Origin of the sequence: Streptomyces cellostaticus (genome assembly GCF_001513965.1) — a bacterium.
GTDB lineage: Bacteria > Actinomycetota > Actinomycetes > Streptomycetales > Streptomycetaceae > Streptomyces > Streptomyces cellostaticus.
This window is the reverse complement of record NZ_KQ948022.1, coordinates 314,917-330,703: the sequence shown is the minus strand read 5'-3', so window position 1 is coordinate 330,703 and position 15,787 is coordinate 314,917. Positions and strand designations below refer to the sequence as shown.

The 15,787-nt window shown below is 70.7% G+C and carries 10 protein-coding genes; all 10 read right to left on the bottom strand.

The window, feature by feature from the left end:
- Nucleotides 1-11 precede the first annotated feature (11 nt).
- A complete protein-coding gene (locus AQI88_RS18140; RefSeq protein ID WP_066999908.1) occupies nt 12-614 on the bottom strand; it encodes a sarcosine oxidase subunit gamma in 603 nt (200 codons plus the stop codon).
- Complete coding sequence (locus AQI88_RS18135; RefSeq protein ID WP_066999905.1) at nt 607-3,834, bottom strand: sarcosine oxidase subunit alpha family protein; 3,228 nt, start codon at nt 3,832-3,834, stop codon at nt 607-609. The genes AQI88_RS18140 and AQI88_RS18135 overlap by 8 nt, the downstream gene beginning before the upstream one ends.
- 12 nt (nt 3,835-3,846) lie before the next feature.
- Nucleotides 3,847-5,079, bottom strand: a complete 1,233-nt coding sequence (locus AQI88_RS18130) for a sarcosine oxidase subunit beta family protein (protein WP_066999903.1) — start codon at nt 5,077-5,079, stop codon at nt 3,847-3,849.
- Nucleotides 5,076-6,359: a serine hydroxymethyltransferase gene (glyA, locus tag AQI88_RS18125; protein ID WP_066999900.1), complete on the bottom strand. Its 1,284-nt coding sequence runs from the start codon at nt 6,357-6,359 to the stop codon at nt 5,076-5,078. Before glyA ends, AQI88_RS18130 begins: the two co-directional genes overlap by 4 nt.
- A complete protein-coding gene (locus AQI88_RS18120; protein WP_066999897.1) occupies nt 6,356-7,216 on the bottom strand; it encodes a bifunctional methylenetetrahydrofolate dehydrogenase/methenyltetrahydrofolate cyclohydrolase in 861 nt (286 codons plus the stop codon). Before AQI88_RS18120 ends, glyA begins: the two co-directional genes overlap by 4 nt.
- Before the next feature lie 144 nt (nt 7,217-7,360).
- Nucleotides 7,361-9,799: a GcvT family protein gene (locus AQI88_RS18115; RefSeq protein WP_066999894.1), complete on the bottom strand. Its 2,439-nt coding sequence runs from the start codon at nt 9,797-9,799 to the stop codon at nt 7,361-7,363.
- A 284-nt stretch (nt 9,800-10,083) separates the two neighbouring features.
- Entirely contained in the window at nt 10,084-11,049 is a 966-nt protein-coding gene (locus AQI88_RS18110) for an ABC transporter substrate-binding protein (RefSeq protein ID WP_066999891.1), read from the bottom strand.
- A 13-nt stretch (nt 11,050-11,062) separates the two neighbouring features.
- A complete protein-coding gene (locus AQI88_RS18105) occupies nt 11,063-13,066 on the bottom strand; it encodes an ABC transporter permease (protein ID WP_066999888.1) in 2,004 nt (667 codons plus the stop codon).
- Nucleotides 13,066-14,157 (bottom strand): quaternary amine ABC transporter ATP-binding protein, encoded by a 1,092-nt coding sequence (locus AQI88_RS18100; protein ID WP_066999885.1) that lies wholly within the window; start codon nt 14,155-14,157, stop codon nt 13,066-13,068. The genes AQI88_RS18105 and AQI88_RS18100 overlap by 1 nt, the downstream gene beginning before the upstream one ends.
- Before the next feature lie 20 nt (nt 14,158-14,177).
- Nucleotides 14,178-15,647 (bottom strand): aldehyde dehydrogenase family protein, encoded by a 1,470-nt coding sequence (locus tag AQI88_RS18095; RefSeq protein WP_066999882.1) that lies wholly within the window; start codon nt 15,645-15,647, stop codon nt 14,178-14,180.
- Nucleotides 15,648-15,787 lie beyond the last annotated feature (140 nt).

Here is a 15,787-nt window from a genome sequence, read left to right as displayed (position 1 = left end):
CGCGCAGCCCTTCACGCGTATTCCACCGCTGCGTCCAGCACCCACTCCTTCAGATAGTCGGCGAACGACGAGCGCACCAGCACCCAGAAGCCGGCCCGGGGTTCGTCGCGGGCGACCAGGACGACCTGGGTGCGGGCCAGGGTCGTCTGGGCGCAGCGGCCGGGGCCGAAGGCGCGCGGGTGCAGGTCCAGTGAGCAGCCGTGGGACAGCAGGTCGCGGGCGCGGGGTCCGGCGATGAGGACGGTGGTGCGCTGGGCGGAGACATCGGTGACGGAGACGGGTTCGTCTCCGGCCGCCGAGCGGATCCGGCTCTCCAGGTCCCGCTGGGTTCCCGGTCGGCCCACCACCAGCCATTCGTCGGGACCGAGCCACAGCGCGGTCAGGTCCCCGGCGCGTACGACGGTGTTGGGCTCCAGGGGCAGCTGGACTCCCAGGGCGAGTCCGACGTCGTCCGCCGCCGCTCCCTTGGCGTCGAGGCGGACATTCGCCTGGGCCAGGAACGGCAGTTCGGCCAGGCGGATCGCGCCCCCGGAAGCGCGTGTCACGGCCGCCAGGCGGTCGGCGGCGTGCGCCAGGGGGCTGCGCTGCTGCGCGGTCAGGGCGGTGTCAGCCATCGCGGCGGGCTCCCTCGGGGTCGTAGAGGACAGGGCTGGCGACGGTCACCGGGAGCAGTCGGTCGCCCACGGGTGCGTAGAGACGTTCACCGATGCGCTCCCGGCCGCCCTTGATCAGGGCGAGTGCGAAGGTCCGGCCCAGTGCCGCGCTGCGGTAGCTGGAGGTGACATGGCCGAGCATCGGTACGGGCGGGGCGGGCAGCACGCTGTCCGCGACCAGGTGGGTGCCCTCGGGCAGGAAAGCGGCCGGGTCCTCGGGCAGCAGGCCGACCAGATGCTTGCGGTCGGCGCGGACCGTGTCGGCGCGGGCGTAGGAACGCTTGCCGATGAAGTCGGGCTTCTTCTTCGACACCGCCCAGCTCATGCCCAGGTCCTGGGGCGTGACCGTGCCGTCGGTGTCCTGACCGATGATCGGGTAACCCTTCTCGGCCCGCAGGACGTGCATGGTCTCGGTGCCGTACGGGGTGATGCCGTAGGCGGCGCCGGCGTGGTGCAGCGCCTCCCACAGGTCGACGGCGTGCCAGGGCGACACGTTGATCTCATAGGCGAGTTCGCCGGAGAAGCTGATCCGGCACACCCTGGCATCGACGCCCGCGACGGTCGTCTCCCGCCAGGCCATGAACGGGAAGTCGTCGTTGCCGACGGCCAGTTGGGGCGCGAGCGAGCCGAGAACCTCGCGGGAGCGCGGGCCGACCAGGGCGACGGTGGCCCACTGTTCGGTGACCGAGGTGCAGTGGACGCGCAGTTCGGGCCACTCCGTCTGCAGCCATTCCTCCATCCAGTCCAGTACGGCGGCTGCGTTGCCCGTGGTCGTGGTGACCAGGTAGCGGTCCTGGGCGAGACGGATGACGGTGCCGTCGTCGAAGACCATGCCGTCCGGGCGGCACATCACGCCGTAGCGGATCATGCCGACCTTCAGGGTGCTCATCATGTTGGTGTAGAGCAGGTCGAGGAAGGCGCCCGCGTCCGGGCCCTGTACGTCGATCTTGCCGAGAGTGGAGGCGTCCATGAAGGCCACGCCCTCGCGGGCGGCGCGGCACTCGCGCAGTACCGCCGCCTCCATGTCCTCGCCGTCCTGCGGGTAGTACCAGGGCCGCTTCCACTGGCCGACGTTCTCGAAGAGCGCACCGTGCTGGACATGCCATGCGTGCAGCGCGGTCACGCGGACCGGGTCGTGCAGCGCGCCCCGGTCGCGGCCCGCGAGGGTGGCGAAGGACACCGGGGTGTAGGGCGGGCGGAACGTGGTCGTGCCGAGGGCGGAGATGTCCACGCCGAGGAGTTCGGCGACGATCCCGCTGGCCAGGACGCCGGCTGTCTTGCCCTGGTCGTTGGCAGTTCCGGCCGTGGTGTAGCGCTTGGTGTGCTCGACGGAGCGCAGTCCGGCGCCGGTCGCACGGGCCAGGTCGTGGACCGTGACGTCGCGTTGGAGATCCACGAAGCGGGGGGCGTCGGTCGGCGCGGGGACGGTGAAGACGTGCATCGGCGGCGACTGCGGCTGCGCAGCGACCGCGGGCAGCCCGGGCGCCTCGGGGGTGCAGCCCTCGGCCTCGGTGGCGCGGGCGCCCGCCGCCGCGCCCTGGACGAGAACCGCGGCGAGGTCGAACGTGCCGGCCGCGCTGCCCGCGACCTCGACGGCCTGACGGCAGGTGTCGGGCACGAAGGCGCCTGGTGCGTCGTCGTAACGGAGCCTGCCGCCCGCCTGACTGAACAGGTGCGCCACCGGGTTCCAGCCGCCGGAGACCAGGAGGAGGTCGACGGCGAACTCCCGCTGTCCCGCGGATTCCCCGTAGGGGGCGACCGTCACGGCGGTGACGCGGGCCACGCCTTCCGTTCCGATGACCGCGTGGCCTGCCAGCACCTCGATCCCGGCGGACCGGGCACGGGCGGCCCACTCCCCCGGTTCGGCGCGGGTGTCGACGACCGCCGCGATCCCCACGCCCGCCGCGGCCAGGTCGAGTGCGGCGGGGTAGGCGCTGTCGTTGGTGGTGAAGACGACCGCCTGGCGGCCGGGCAGGACGCCGTAGCGGTTGACATAGGTACGGGCCGAGGCGGCCAGCATCACTCCGGGGCGGTCGTTGTCCCCGAAGGCCAGCGAGCGCTCGTGCGCGCCGGTGGCGAGGACGACTCGGTGGGCCCGGATGCGCCAGACGCGTTCACGGGAGACGTTGTCCGGGGCTTCCGTGCCGAGGTGGTTGGTGCGGCGCTCGACGGCCAGGAGGTGGTTGTCGTCGTAGTAGCCGAAGACGGTGGTACGGCGCAGTACGCGCACCTCGGGGGCGGCGTCCAGCCGGGCGGCGGTCGCCGTCACCCAGTCGAGGTGTTCGCCGGTGCCGAGCAGGCTGCCGCCCGGCTCCGGCTGGTCGTCGGCGAGGACGACGCGTGCGCCGCTGCGCGCCGCTGCCGCCGCCGCTGCGAGTCCGGCCGGGCCGGCGCCGACGACCAGCAGGTCGCAGTGGGCGTGCACGGCGTCGTAGCGGGCGGGGTCGGGTTCGGTGGCCAGGCGGCCCTGGCCGGGGAGGCTGCTCGCCACCAGGCCGTCGTAGAGCTCGACGGTCGTCGCGGGGAGCATCGGCTCGGGGAAGGGTTCCTCGATCTGGACCACGGCGTTGGGTTCCTCGACACCGGCCGAGAAGATGCCGCGCGGGCGGCCCAGCTTGATGCTGGTCGCTGCCGCGATGACGCCGTTGGCCAGGAGGGCGGAGGCGAGGGTGTCGCCGCGGAAGCCTTGGTATGCGGCGCCGTCGAAAGTGAAGGTCAGCTGGTCGTTGCGGTCGACTCGGCCTCCGGCCGACCGTCGGAATGCTTGCCCCGGAACACCCACTGCGGCAGCTTCCCGATGCGTCGTCGGCTGCGGGCCGGTGGTCGTGGATCGCCCTTCGGGCTCGTCCTCGGACTCCCCCAGAGGGGGTACCCCCAGACGGGCTGGATTCGCTGCCCGTGGCTCGACAGGTGCCGGACGCTCCTCCCCCGCCTTGTACACGGCGAGGATCTCGTTCGTCGCCGTGTCCCGCACCGCGTTGAACCACCTGCGGCAGCCCGCCGCATGGCTCCATCGCTCGGCGAACGGGCCCTTCGGGTTGTCGCGGAAGAAGAGGTAGCGCGCCCACTCCTCGTCGGTGAGGGCTGCGGGGGCCTCGGGATAGGGCACGTGTGCCTGGCCGCCGTAGTGGAACTCGGCCTCGTCACGGGGCCCGCACCACGGGCAGGGGATGAGCAGCATGGGTTCGGCTCCCTAGTGGGCCACCGCGGCCGCGCCGTGCTCGTCCACGAGCGCGCCGGTGGTGAAACGGTCGAGCGAGAAGGGGGCGTTGAGGGCGTGCGGGGTGTCGTGGGCGATGGTGTGGGCGTAGACCCAGCCGACGCCCGGGGTGGCCTTGAAGCCGCCCGTTCCCCAGCCGCAGTTGACGTAGAGGTGGTCGACCGGGGTGAGGCCGACGATGGGCGAGGCGTCGGGGCTGACGTCGACGATGCCGCCCCAGGTGCGCAGCACATGGGCGCGGGCGAAGACCGGGAAGAGCTCCAGGGCGGCGGACATCTGTTCTTCGATGATGTGGAACGCGCCGCGCTGGGTGTACGAGTTGTACGCGTCGATGCCCGCGCCCATCACCAGCTCGCCCTTGTGCGCCTGGCTGACGTACACGTGGACGGCGTTGGACATGACGACCGTGGGGTGGACCGGCTCCAGGAGCTCGGAGACCAGAGCCTGCAACGGGTGGCTCTGGAGGGGGAGTTCGATACCGGCCATCGCGGCCAGCACCGAGGTGTGGCCGGCCGAGCACAGGGCCACCTTGCCGGCCGCGATCGGGCCGAGCGTGGTCTGCACACCCACGATCCGGCCGCCGACGACATCGAGTCCGGTGACCTCGCAGTTCTGGATGATGTCGATGCCGGCCGCGTCGGCACGGCGGGCGAAGCCCCAGGCCACGTAGTCGTGCTTGGCGATGCCCGCGCGCGGCTGGTAGGTGGCGCCGAGGACCGGATAGCGCACGTCCGGTGAGACGTTGACGATCGGGCAGACCTCTTTGACCTGCTCGGCGTCGAGCCATTCGGCATCCACGCCGTTGAGCCGGTTGGCCTCGACGCGGCGCACACTGTCGCGGACGTCCTGGAGGCTGTGGGCGAGGTTCAGCACACCGCGCTGGGAGAAGAGGATCGGGTAGTCGAGCTCCTCCTCCAGGCCCTCCCACAGTCTGAGGGCGTGCTCGTAGATCCCGGCGCTCTCGTCCCACAGGTAGTTGGAGCGGATGATCGTGGTGTTGCGGGCCATGTTGCCGCCCGCGAGCCAGCCCTTCTCCAGCACGGCGACGTTGGTGATGCCGTGGTTCTTCGCCAGGTAGTGGGCGGTGGCCAGGCCGTGTCCGCCGCCGCCCACGATCACCACGTCGTACGACCGCTTCGGCTCGGGCGTGCGCCACAGCCGGTCGGGGTGGTCGGGGATGTCGGCGCCGGGGGTGCGGGTACTCATCGGACGCCTCCGTCGTGCGAAAGGTGCGGGTAGAGCGGGTGCTTGGCCGCCAGGGCCCGGGTACGGGCACGCAGTGTGTCCACGTCCGGCTCGGGCTGGAGGGCCCGCGCGATCACGTCGGCGACCTCGGCGAAGTCCTCCTCGGTGAAGCCTCGGGTGGCGAGGGCGGGGGTGCCGATACGCAGGCCCGAGGTGACCATGGGCGGGCGCGGGTCGAAGGGGACGGCGTTGCGGTTGACGGTGATGCCGGTCTCGTGGAGCAGGTCCTCGGCCTGCCTGCCGTCGAGTTCGGAATCGCGCAGGTCGACGAGGACCAGGTGGACGTCCGTGCCGCCGGTGAGGACCTTCACTCCGGCGGCGGCCGCGTCCGGGCGGGTGAGGCGGTCGGCGAGGATACGGGCCCCGGCGAGCGTACGGGCTTGGCGTTCGGCGAACTCGGGCGACGCCGCCACCTTGAACGACACCGCCTTCGCGGCGATGACGTGCTCCAGCGGGCCGCCCTGCATGCCGGGGAACACCGCCGAGTTGATCTTCTTGGCGAGGTCGGCCTCGTTGGTGAGGACGACTCCGCCGCGAGGACCGCCGAGCGTCTTGTGCGTCGTGGTCGTGACCACGTGCGCGTGCGGGACGGGGCTGGGGTGCAGTCCGGCCGCGACCAGGCCCGCGAAGTGCGCCATGTCCACCATGAGAAGGGCGCCGACCTCGTCGGCGATGCGCCGGAAGGCGGCGAAGTCCAGCTGCCTCGGATACGCCGACCAGCCCGCGATGATCATCTTGGGGCGGTGTTCCTTGGCGAGGCGGGCCACCTCGTCCAGGTCGACCACGTGATCCGTCTCGGTCACGTGGTACGGCACGACGTTGAGCATCCTGCCGCTGTAGTTGATGCGCATGCCGTGGGTGAGGTGGCCGCCGTGCGCCAGATCGAGGCCGAGGATCGTGTCGCCGGGCTGGAGGAGGGCGAAGAAGACGGCCGTGTTCGCCTGGGCACCCGAGTGCGGCTGGACATTGGCGTAACCCGCGCCGAAGAGTGACTTGACGCGCTCGATGGCCAGCCGCTCGGTGACGTCCACGTGTTCGCAGCCGCCGTAGTAGCGCCGGCCGGGGTAGCCCTCGGCGTACTTGTTGGTGAGGACCGAGCCCTGGGCCTCCATCACCGCGGCGGGTGCGAAGTTCTCGGAGGCGATCATCTCCAGGGTGGACTGCTGGCGGTGCAGTTCGGCGCGGAGCGCGGCGTGGACCTCGGGGTCCAGCTCCGCCAGGGGGGTGTTCAGCGCGCTCATAGGGTGTTCGCGTTCCTCTCGGCGGCCTCTACGACGTTGGCGAGCAGCATCGCCCGGGTCATGGGTCCTACGCCCCCGGGCATCGGCGCGAGCCATCCGGCGGCCTGGGCGGCGTCCGGGTGCACGTCGCCGACCAGCCCCTGGTCGGTGCGGGTGATGCCGACGTCCAGGACCGCCGCGCCGGGGCGCAGCATGTCCTTGGTGATCAGTCCGGGTGAGCCGGCGGCCGCGACGACGATGTCCGCCTCGCGTACGTGCCAGGCCAGGCCCTTGGTTCCGGTGTGGCAGAGGGTGACGGTGGCATTCTCGGAGCGGCGGGTGAGGAGCAGGCCGATCGGCCGCCCGACCGTGATGCCCCGGCCGATCACGCACACCCGCGCCCCGGCGAGCGGAACGTCGTGACGGCGCAGGAGCTCCACGATGCCGCGCGGGGTGCACGGCAGCGGGGCCTCCACGCCCAGGACGAGCCGGCCGAGGTTGACGGGGTGCAGTCCGTCGGCGTCCTTGGCCGGGTCCATGCGTTCCAGTACGGCATGGGCGTCCAGGTGGCGCGGCAGCGGGAGCTGGACGATGTAGCCGGTGCAGCCGGGGTCGGCGTTGAGTTCGTCGATGACGTCCTCGACCTGCTGCTGCGTGGCGTCGGCGGGCAGGTCACGGCGGATGGAGGCGATGCCGACCTGCGCGCAGTCGCGGTGTTTTCCGGCGACGTAGGCGCGGCTGCCGGGGTCCTCGCCGACCAGGACCGTGCCGAGCCCCGGCGGCCGCGCGCCGTTCGCGGTCAACTTGGCCACGCGCTCGGTGAGTTCGCGGCGAATGGTAGCGGCGGTGGCCTTGCCGCCGAGGAGTTGAGCGGTCACCGACGGTACTCCTTCCCATAGGGCAACTGCAGCTTCCTCAGGGGCGCGGGGCTGTGTTCATTTGCGGCTCCGCCGCGGGGCACGACCAACCACGACGCACCCGCAGCCGATCGACAACCCATCGCGGCACCCCCCGCGAACCACTCACCCACGGAGACGGGACATCGTCGGGTCGAACAACGGCTCCTCTGCCACGACCGCCTCGACGCGCTGGTCGAAGTAGCCGATGTGAACGGTGGTCCCAGGCGTGGTCAGCTCCGCCGGCAGCCACGCGTACGCGATGCCCTTGCCGATCGTGTAGCCATAGGCGGCGCTGGTGACATAGCCGACCGCGCGGTCGCCGTCGTAAACCGGCTCCTTGCCCATGACGACCGACCGCGGGTCGCCGATGGTGAGGCAGGTCAACTTCCTCCATGTGTCGACCCTGCGGCGCTCCAACGCGGCCTTGCCGATGAAGTCCTCCTTGTCGAGCTTGACGGCGAAACCCACGCCGGCCTCGTAGGGGTCGTGCTCGTAGGTCATGTCGGTGCCGAAGGAGCGGTAGCCCTTCTCCAGGCGGAGGCTGTTGAAGGCGCCGCGGCCGGCGATGATGCCGCCCAGCGGCCGGGCCGCCTGCCACAGCGTGTCCCACAGCTTCAGGCCCTGGTCGGCGGTGGTGTACAGCTCCCAGCCGAGCTCGCCGACGTACGACAGGCGCATCGCGGTGACGGGCACGCTGCCGATGTGGGCCCGCTTGGCGCGGAAGTACTTCAGGCCGTCGCCCGAGAAGTCGGAGTCCGTGAGGGGCTGCAGCACCTTGCGGGCGAGCGGTCCCCACAGGCCAATGCAGCAGGTGCCGGGGGTGATGTCGCGGACCTGGACCGTCCCGTCGGCGGGGAGGTGGCGGCGGAACCAGTCGAGGTCGAGGTTGCCGTTGGCGCCGACCTGGAAGAGGTCGCGGGCCGTCCGGGCGACGGTGATGTCACTGCGGATGCCACCGTCATGGTCCAGGAGCAGGGTGTACGTCACCGAGCCGACCGACTTGGCGACCTTGCCGGTGCACAGCCGCTCCAGGAAGGCGGCGGCACCGGGGCCGCTGACTTCGAGGCGCTTGAGGGCCGTCATGTCGTAGAGGGCGACGGTCTCGCGGGTGACCTGGGCTTCGGCGCCGACGATCGGCGACCAGTACTGCGCGGCCCAGTCGCCCGGCGCCGGGATGGTGCGGCCCTCGACCAGGGAGGCGTTCGCCTCGTACCACTGGGGCCGCTCCCAGCCGTTCGCCTCGAGGAAGAAAGCGCCGTGTTCCTGCTGGCGGGCGTAGAAGGGGCTGGTGCGGATCGGGCGCGGCTTCCCGGACGGCTGGAGGGGGTGGAGGATGTCGTAGACCTCGGCGAAGTTCTGGCAGTCGCGGGCCAGGACGTACTCCGGGGAGAGCTGGTGCGGCTCGAAGCGGTTGACGTCGCACTCGTGCAGGTCGAAGGAGGAGCAGTGGCCGTCGACCAGCCATTCGGCGACGGCCCGGCCGACGCCCGCGGAGTGGGTGACCCACACGGCCTCCGCGACCCAGAAGCCCTTGACGTCGGGTGACTCGCCGAGGAGCGGGTAGCCGTCGGTGGTGAAGGAGAACAGGCCGTTGATGCCCTCCTCGACCTTGGCCTCCTTCGTCGCCGGGAGCAGGGACCGGGTCTCGGTCCAGGCGTCCTCGAAGTCCTCCTCGGTGAACTTCAGGACCGACGGCATCTCCTCCGCCTCGTCGAAGGCGAGGATGTCGTCGGCGGAGATGGGCATCGGGCGGTGGCCGTAGTAGCCGATGCCCAGGCCGTCGTAGCGGTCACGGTAGTAGAGGTCGGCGTCCTGGTGGCGCAGGATCGGGCGCACCGCCTCCTCGGTCTGCCCCGCGAGGGCCGGTACCGGGCCGGTCCAGGCCAGTTGGTGGGCGAGCGGGGTGAGCGGGAGGTCCATGCCCACCATGCGGGCGATCTTCGGGCCCCAGATGCCGGCGCAGCACACCACGATGTCGGCGGGGATCTCGCCCTGGTCCGTGACGACGCCGGTGACGCGGCCCTCGCTCTGCCGCACGTCGAGGACTTCGTGGCGGGCGAGGAAGCGCACGCCCCGCTCGGTGGCACGGCGGATCTGCGCCTCCACGGCGAGGACGGCCTTGGCGAGGCCGTCGGTGGGGACGAGGAGGCCGCCGAGGACCCTGTCGCGGTTGACGAGCGGGTGCTGCTCCACGCACTCGTCGGCGGTCAGCAGGCGTGCCTCGATGCCCCAGGAGGTGATCCAGCCGTGCCGGCGGCGGAGTTCGGTGAGGCGTCCGGGCGTGGTCGCCACTTCGAGGCCGCCGACCTGGAGGAAACACGGCTTGCCGTCGACGTCGAGGGAGCAGAACTTCTCGACGGTGTAGCGGGCCAGCTCCGTCATGGTCTTGGAGGGGTTCGTCTGGAAGACCAGGCCCGGGGCGTGCGAGGAGGATCCCCCGGTGGCCGGGAGGGGGCCCTGGTCGACCACGGTCACTTCGGTCCAGCCGCGTGCGGAGATCTCGTCGGCGAGGGCCGCTCCCACGACGCCCGCTCCGATGATGACCACTCGGGGTCCCGCCATCGCCCAACCTCCGAACTCGAAGCCAGTCCAGTTGCTGTCTGCGCAACGTGATTCAGGTTGCGCAACTCAATGTGCCTGTCGCCAGGTGGGGTGTCAAGGGGGCGCAGGGCGTCTGTGAACAGCGGAAAACGCAAAGGGCCCGACAGGCTGCACAGGCAGCCTGCCGGGCCACGTCACGCGCCCCAAAGGGGCGCGAGGCTGTGTCGATATGCGGCTCCGCCGCGCGGGCGCGACCAGCCACGACGGACCCGCGGTCGCCCACGGGCCGGCCAGTCGCTCGCTCGCTACTTCAGCCAGGCATCAACCTTGTCCCGGTTCGCCTCCACCCACTTCTTCGCCGCCGCATCGGGCGACATCTTGTCCTGCGCGATGTACTTGGCCACGGCGTTCTGGTCGTCGTTCGTCCAGTTGAACTTCTTCACCAGGTCGTACGCCGGGCTGCCTGACGTGGCGAACTTCGCGCTGACGATCTTGTCCAGGTTGTAGACGGGATAGTCGCAGGCGACCTTGGCCGCATCGGCGTCGCAACCCGTCTTGTACGCAGGCAGGTTGACCTTGACCAGCGGCACTTCGGACAGGAACCACTGCGGCTCGTAGAAGTAGCCGATCACCCACTGCTTGTTCTTCTCGGCGGTGCGGAAGGCCTGGATGAGCGCTGTCTCGCTGCCCGCGTACACCACCTTGTAGTCCAGCTTCAGGTTCTTCACCAGCGCCGCGTCGTTGGTGACGTACGACGGGTCGCCGTCGAGCAGCTGGCCCTTGCCGCCCGACTCGGAGGTCTTGAAGTTGGCGGCGTACTTGTCGAGGTTCTTCCAGTCGGTGATGTCCGGATGGGCCTTGGCCAGCCACGGCGGCACGAACCAGCCGATGATGCCCTTGTTGCCGGTCTGCCCCGCCTCGACGGCGGTCTTCTGCCCGGTGATGTACTTCTTCTTCAGATCGTCGTGACCCCAGTTCTCCAGGACGGCGTCGACCTCGCCGGTCCCGAAGCCCTGCCAGGCGATTTCCTCCTTCAGGTCCTTCTTGTTGACCGTACAGCCGAGGTCGTGCTGCGCGACGTATGCGACGACCGCCGCGTCCGCCTCGTAGCCCACCCACGGGTTCACGGCGAGGTTGAACGTGCCGCACTTGCCGCCCGAACTCTTCGAGCCGGCGGAGGAGCTGTCGCCGACCTTCGCCCCCGAGCAGGCCGTGAGGGTGAGGCCGAGGACGGCCAGGCCGGCCGCGCCGGCTCGCCAGTGTCTTGCCATGGTGTCGTGCTCCTTAAGCCCTGGTGCGTCGCGCCGCAGCCTGAGTGATCCGGTCGAACATGACTCCGAGCAGTACGATGGCGAGTCCCGCCGCCAGCCCCTTTCCGTACAGCTCTCCCCGTGAGAATCCGGCCACGACGTCGTAGCCGAGGGCGCCGGCCCCTACCAGGCCGCCCACCACAACCATCGACAGCACGTAGATCAGACCCTGGTTCGTCGCGAGGGTCAGGGCGCTGCGTGCCATCGGCAGCTGGACCTTGGTGATGATCTGCCAGGTGTTGCACCCGGCGGAGGTGGCCGCTTCCACGGTGGTCTCGGGCACGTTCCGCACCCCGTCCGCGATGATCTTGATCGCTACAGGCGCCGCGTAGACGACGGCCGCGACGATCGCCGTGAACCGCGAGGGGCCGAACATCGCGAGGAACGGCACCAGATAGACGAACGGCGGCATGACCTGGGCGGCGTCCAGGGTGGGCCGCACCAGCCGGTCCACCAGCCGGCTGCGTCCCATCCACACGCCGAAGGTGGCGCCGAGGAGCATCACCAGCACGGTCGCCACGACGGACGAGGCGAGCGTGGTCATGCTGTCCGACCACAGTCCCGTCGCGACCAGCAGCCCCACGCACACGGTCGCGATCACGCCGGCCCGCCAGCCGCCGAGCACCACGCCGAGACCGATCAGGACGGCGGCGACCAGCCACCACGGGGAGTCGGTGAGCAGCGTCTGGAACGGGTTGAGCAGGCCGTTGGTGATCGCGTCCCTGAAGCCGTTGGTGAGGCCCGACAGATGGTCCTGCATCCAGGTGGTCGCCGTGTCCGCGGCGCTCGCGATATGGCTGCCGGTGCTGCCCTCGCCGGGGAACTCGGCCGCCCAGACGTAGGTGTGGGACAGATAGACGAGGACGGCCGACACGGCCGCGCCCGCCGCCAGCAGCGGCATACGCCACTTCAGGAAGCGGTCGCCCGAGCGGCGGGTCGCCTCCTCGCGTGCGGCCGCCGCGGTGGTGACCCGGTCGAGCACGATGGCCATGACGACGATGGCGAGACCGGCGTTGAAGGCCGTGCCGACGTCGAGGGACTGCAGGGCCTGGACGACGGTCTTGCCGAGGCCGGGCGCGTCGATCAGGGCGGCGATGGTCACCATGGCCAGGGCGGCCATGATGGTCTGGTTGACGCCCATGACGACCGTGCGCTTGGACATCGGCAGCAGCACCTTCAGGAGTTGCTGCCGTCGGGTCGTGCCCAGCGAGTCGGCCGCCTCGACGGTGGTCTCCGGTACCGAGCGGATGGCGTGCGCGGTGATGCGGATGGCGGGCGGTGCCGCGTAGATCACCGTGGTGATCACGGCGGAGGCGCCTCCGATGAGGAAGATCAGGGTCAGCGGGGCGAGGTAGACGAAGGTCGGCATCGTCTGCATGAAGTCCAGGAAGGGCGTCATGATCCGGTTGAACCGGTCGGAGAGACCGGCCCACACGCCGAGCGGGATGCCGATGAGCAGCGCCACGAGGACCGCCGACACCGTCAGCGCCAGCGTGTCCATGCTCTGCTGCCACAGGCCTTGGAGCCCGAGGAAGGTGAAGCCGGCCACCGCGAGAAGGGCGACCCGCCAGTTGCCCACGGCCCAGCAGACGTAGCCGGTGAGTCCCACGACCCCGAGCCAGCCGATCTGCGGGACCGGGCGGGTGCCCGTGGGCTGGGAGATCAGCGACTGCACGAAGGTCACCAGGTGGTCGATGACCAGGCGGATCTCGTTGAAGAAGTAGAGGAAGAGCGGGTTGGAGTTGCGGTTGGCGCCGACGCTGTCGTTGACGTCGTTCAGCCAGCGGTGCAGACCGGTGAGGTCGGCCGCGGCGAGGGTGAGCGTCTGCCGGCCGCGCAGCACGGCGAACAGCACCAGCCAGGCGACCAGGATCGCCGCCACCACCATGGGGCGGCTGATCCTGCGTCCGGCCGCCGCGGGCGCCGCCGACCGCGGGACCTGGTCGGTCTTCTCGGGTTTCTGCACGGCTATGGCCATCACGCGCCGCCCTCCTGCCCGGCCACCACCGCGAGGATCTCCTCATCGCCGACGATGCCGAGCAGCTTGCCGTGCTCGACGACCTTGACCGGCTTCTCGGCGGCCAGCACCGCCCGGGTGGCCTCACGCACGACGACGTCCGGGCCCAGCTCGGGTCCGTCGAGGGCGTCGTCGGGCTCGGCGGGGCGCATGATCCAGCGCAGGGTGAGTACGTCGCCGCGCGGCACGTCCTTGACGAAGTCCCGTACGTAGTCGTCGGCGGGCGCCCCGACGAGCTCGTCGCCGGTGCCGCACTGGACCGTCTTGCCGTCCCGCATGATGAGGATGCGGTCGCCTAGCTTGAGCGCCTCGGAGAGGTCGTGGGTGATGAACACCATCGTCTTGCCGACCTCGTGGTGCAGCCGTATGACCTCGTTCTGCATGTCCCGGCGGATCAGCGGGTCGAGCGCGGAGAACGGCTCGTCGAAGAAGAGGACGTCCGGGTCGCCGGCGAGGGCCCGGGCGAGGCCGACGCGCTGCTGCATGCCGCCGGAGAGCTGGTCGGGGTAGGACTTCTCGTAGCCGGCGAGGCCGACCAGCTCGACCACCTCCAGGGCCCGCTTGGTGCGCTCGGCCTTGCCCATGCCGCGGATCTCCAGGCCGAACGCCACGTTGTCGACCACCCTGCGGTGGGGCAGCAGACCGAAGTGCTGGAAGACCATGGAGAACTTGCTGCGCCGCAGTTCACGCAGCCGCCTGGGGTCGGCGCCGCGGATGTCCTCGCCCTCGAAGACGACCTCGCCCGCGGTGGGTTCGATCAGCCGGGTGAGACATCGCACCAGGGTGGACTTGCCGGAGCCGGACAGGCCCATGACGACGAACACCTCGCCGGGCGACACCTCGAAGTTCACGTCGCGCACGGCGGCGGTGCATCCGGCGCGGTCCATGAGCTCGCGGCGGGTCAGCCCGCACAGCTCCTCGGAGTCCGGCACCTGGTCGGCCTTCGGCCCGAACACCTTCCACAGCCGGCGCACGGAGATGACCGGGGTGCGGTCCTGGGGATCCTCGGACGTGTCGCGCCGCTGCGACACCTCGGTCTGTGCTGGGGTCACGATCGACCTCTTTTCGGCGTTCAGCCGCGGAACCAGTGCTGCGGCCGGGGTTGGATGTTCTGCCAGACGTGCTTGGGCTCTCGGTATTCGTCCAGACCTGTCGGTCCCAGCTCCCGGCCCACGCCCGAGTGCCCGAACCCACCCCACTCCGCCTGCGGCACGTAGGGGTGGTAGTCGTTGATCCACACCGTGCCGTGGCGCAGCCGGCGCGCGACCCGCTGGGCCTTGCCCGCATCCTGCGTCCAGACGGCTCCGGCGAGTCCGTACTCCGTGTCGTTGGCGATACGGACGGCGTCGTCCTCGTCGCGGAAGCGCTCGACGGTGAGCACGGGGCCGAAGGACTCCTCGTGCACCACGCGCATGTCCTGCCGGCACTCGTCGAGGACGGTCGGCGGGTAGTAGAAGCCGTTCGCCAGCGCCGGGTCGTCGGGGCGCTCGCCGCCGCAGCGCAGTACGGCACCCTCGGCGAGGCCGGCGGCGACGTACGCCTCGACCTTCTCCCGGTGCTGCGCGGAGATCAGCGCTCCGGTCTCGGCCTCGGGGTCGAAGGGCCCCCCGAGACGGATGAGCCGGGCACGGCGTACGACCTCGTCCACGAAGGCGTCGTGCAGGCAGTCCTCGACGATCAGCCGGGCGCCGGCCGAGCAGACCTGTCCGGAGTGCAGGAAGACGGCGGTGAGCGCGAAGTCCACGGCGGTCTCGAAGTCGGCGTCGGCGAAGACGACGTTCGGGTTCTTGCCGCCGAGCTCCAGTGCGACCTTCTTCACCGTCGCCGCGGCGGTGGCCATGATGCGCCGGCCGGTCTCGAGGCCTCCGGTGAAGGACACCATGTCGACGCCCGGGTCCTCGGACAGGGGCGCGCCCGCCTCGGCTCCGGCGCCCAGGACGAGGTTGGCGGCACCGGCCGGGAGTCCCGCCTCCTGGAGGGCCCGCATCAGCAGGATCGAGGTGGAGGGCGTGAGCTCGCTGGGCTTGAGGACGACGGTGTTGCCCGCGAGGAGGGCCGGGGCGACCTTCCAGGAGGCCTGGAGCAGTGGGTAGTTCCAGGGGGTGATCAGTCCGCAGACGCCGACGGGCTCGTAGGTGACCCGGCTGAGGGCGTCGTCGCGGCCGGTGTCCACCACCCGTCCGGCGCTGGTGCCGGCGATGCCGCCGTAGTAGCGGAAGCAGGAGACGACGTCGGCGATGTCGTACTCGCTCTCGACCAGCCGCTTGCCCGTGTCCAGCGACTCGGCGCGGGCGAACTCCTTGGCGTCGCGTTCGAGGATGTCGGCGGTGCGCAGCAGCAGTGCGCCGCGCTCACGCTCGGGGGTGCGCGGCCAGGGGCCTTCGTCGTAGGCGCGCCGGGCCGCGGCGATCGCCGCCCGGGTGTCGGCGCGGGTCCCCTCGGACACCGTCGCCACGAGCGTGCCGTCCGCCGGGCAGCGGATCTCCCGGTGGCCGCCGGCCACCGGGGCCCGCCATTCTCCGTCCACATACAGATCTGCCACGCGCCGGGCCCTTCCAATGGAATTCGTTGCGCATTGTGCATTGAATTGCTTGTGGTGGAACACCCTGGCCGAATGGGCGGACATACGTCAAGGGGTTGGCGGATCCCGATTCGGACACCTGGGCGAGTGCCCTTCCACCC

Coding starts and splice junctions, on each gene's coding strand:
- AQI88_RS18140 (WP_066999908.1), bottom strand. CDS start 614: ATGGCTGACACCGCCCTGACCGCGCAGCAGCGCAGCCCCCTGGCGCAC.
- AQI88_RS18135 (WP_066999905.1), bottom strand. CDS start 3,834: ATGCTGCTCATCCCCTGCCCGTGGTGCGGGCCCCGTGACGAGGCCGAG.
- AQI88_RS18130 (WP_066999903.1), bottom strand. CDS start 5,079: ATGAGTACCCGCACCCCCGGCGCCGACATCCCCGACCACCCCGACCGG.
- glyA (WP_066999900.1), bottom strand. CDS start 6,359: ATGAGCGCGCTGAACACCCCCCTGGCGGAGCTGGACCCCGAGGTCCAC.
- AQI88_RS18115 (WP_066999894.1), bottom strand. CDS start 9,799: ATGGCGGGACCCCGAGTGGTCATCATCGGAGCGGGCGTCGTGGGAGCG.
- AQI88_RS18110 (WP_066999891.1), bottom strand. CDS start 11,049: ATGGCAAGACACTGGCGAGCCGGCGCGGCCGGCCTGGCCGTCCTCGGC.
- AQI88_RS18105 (WP_066999888.1), bottom strand. CDS start 13,066: ATGGCCATAGCCGTGCAGAAACCCGAGAAGACCGACCAGGTCCCGCGG.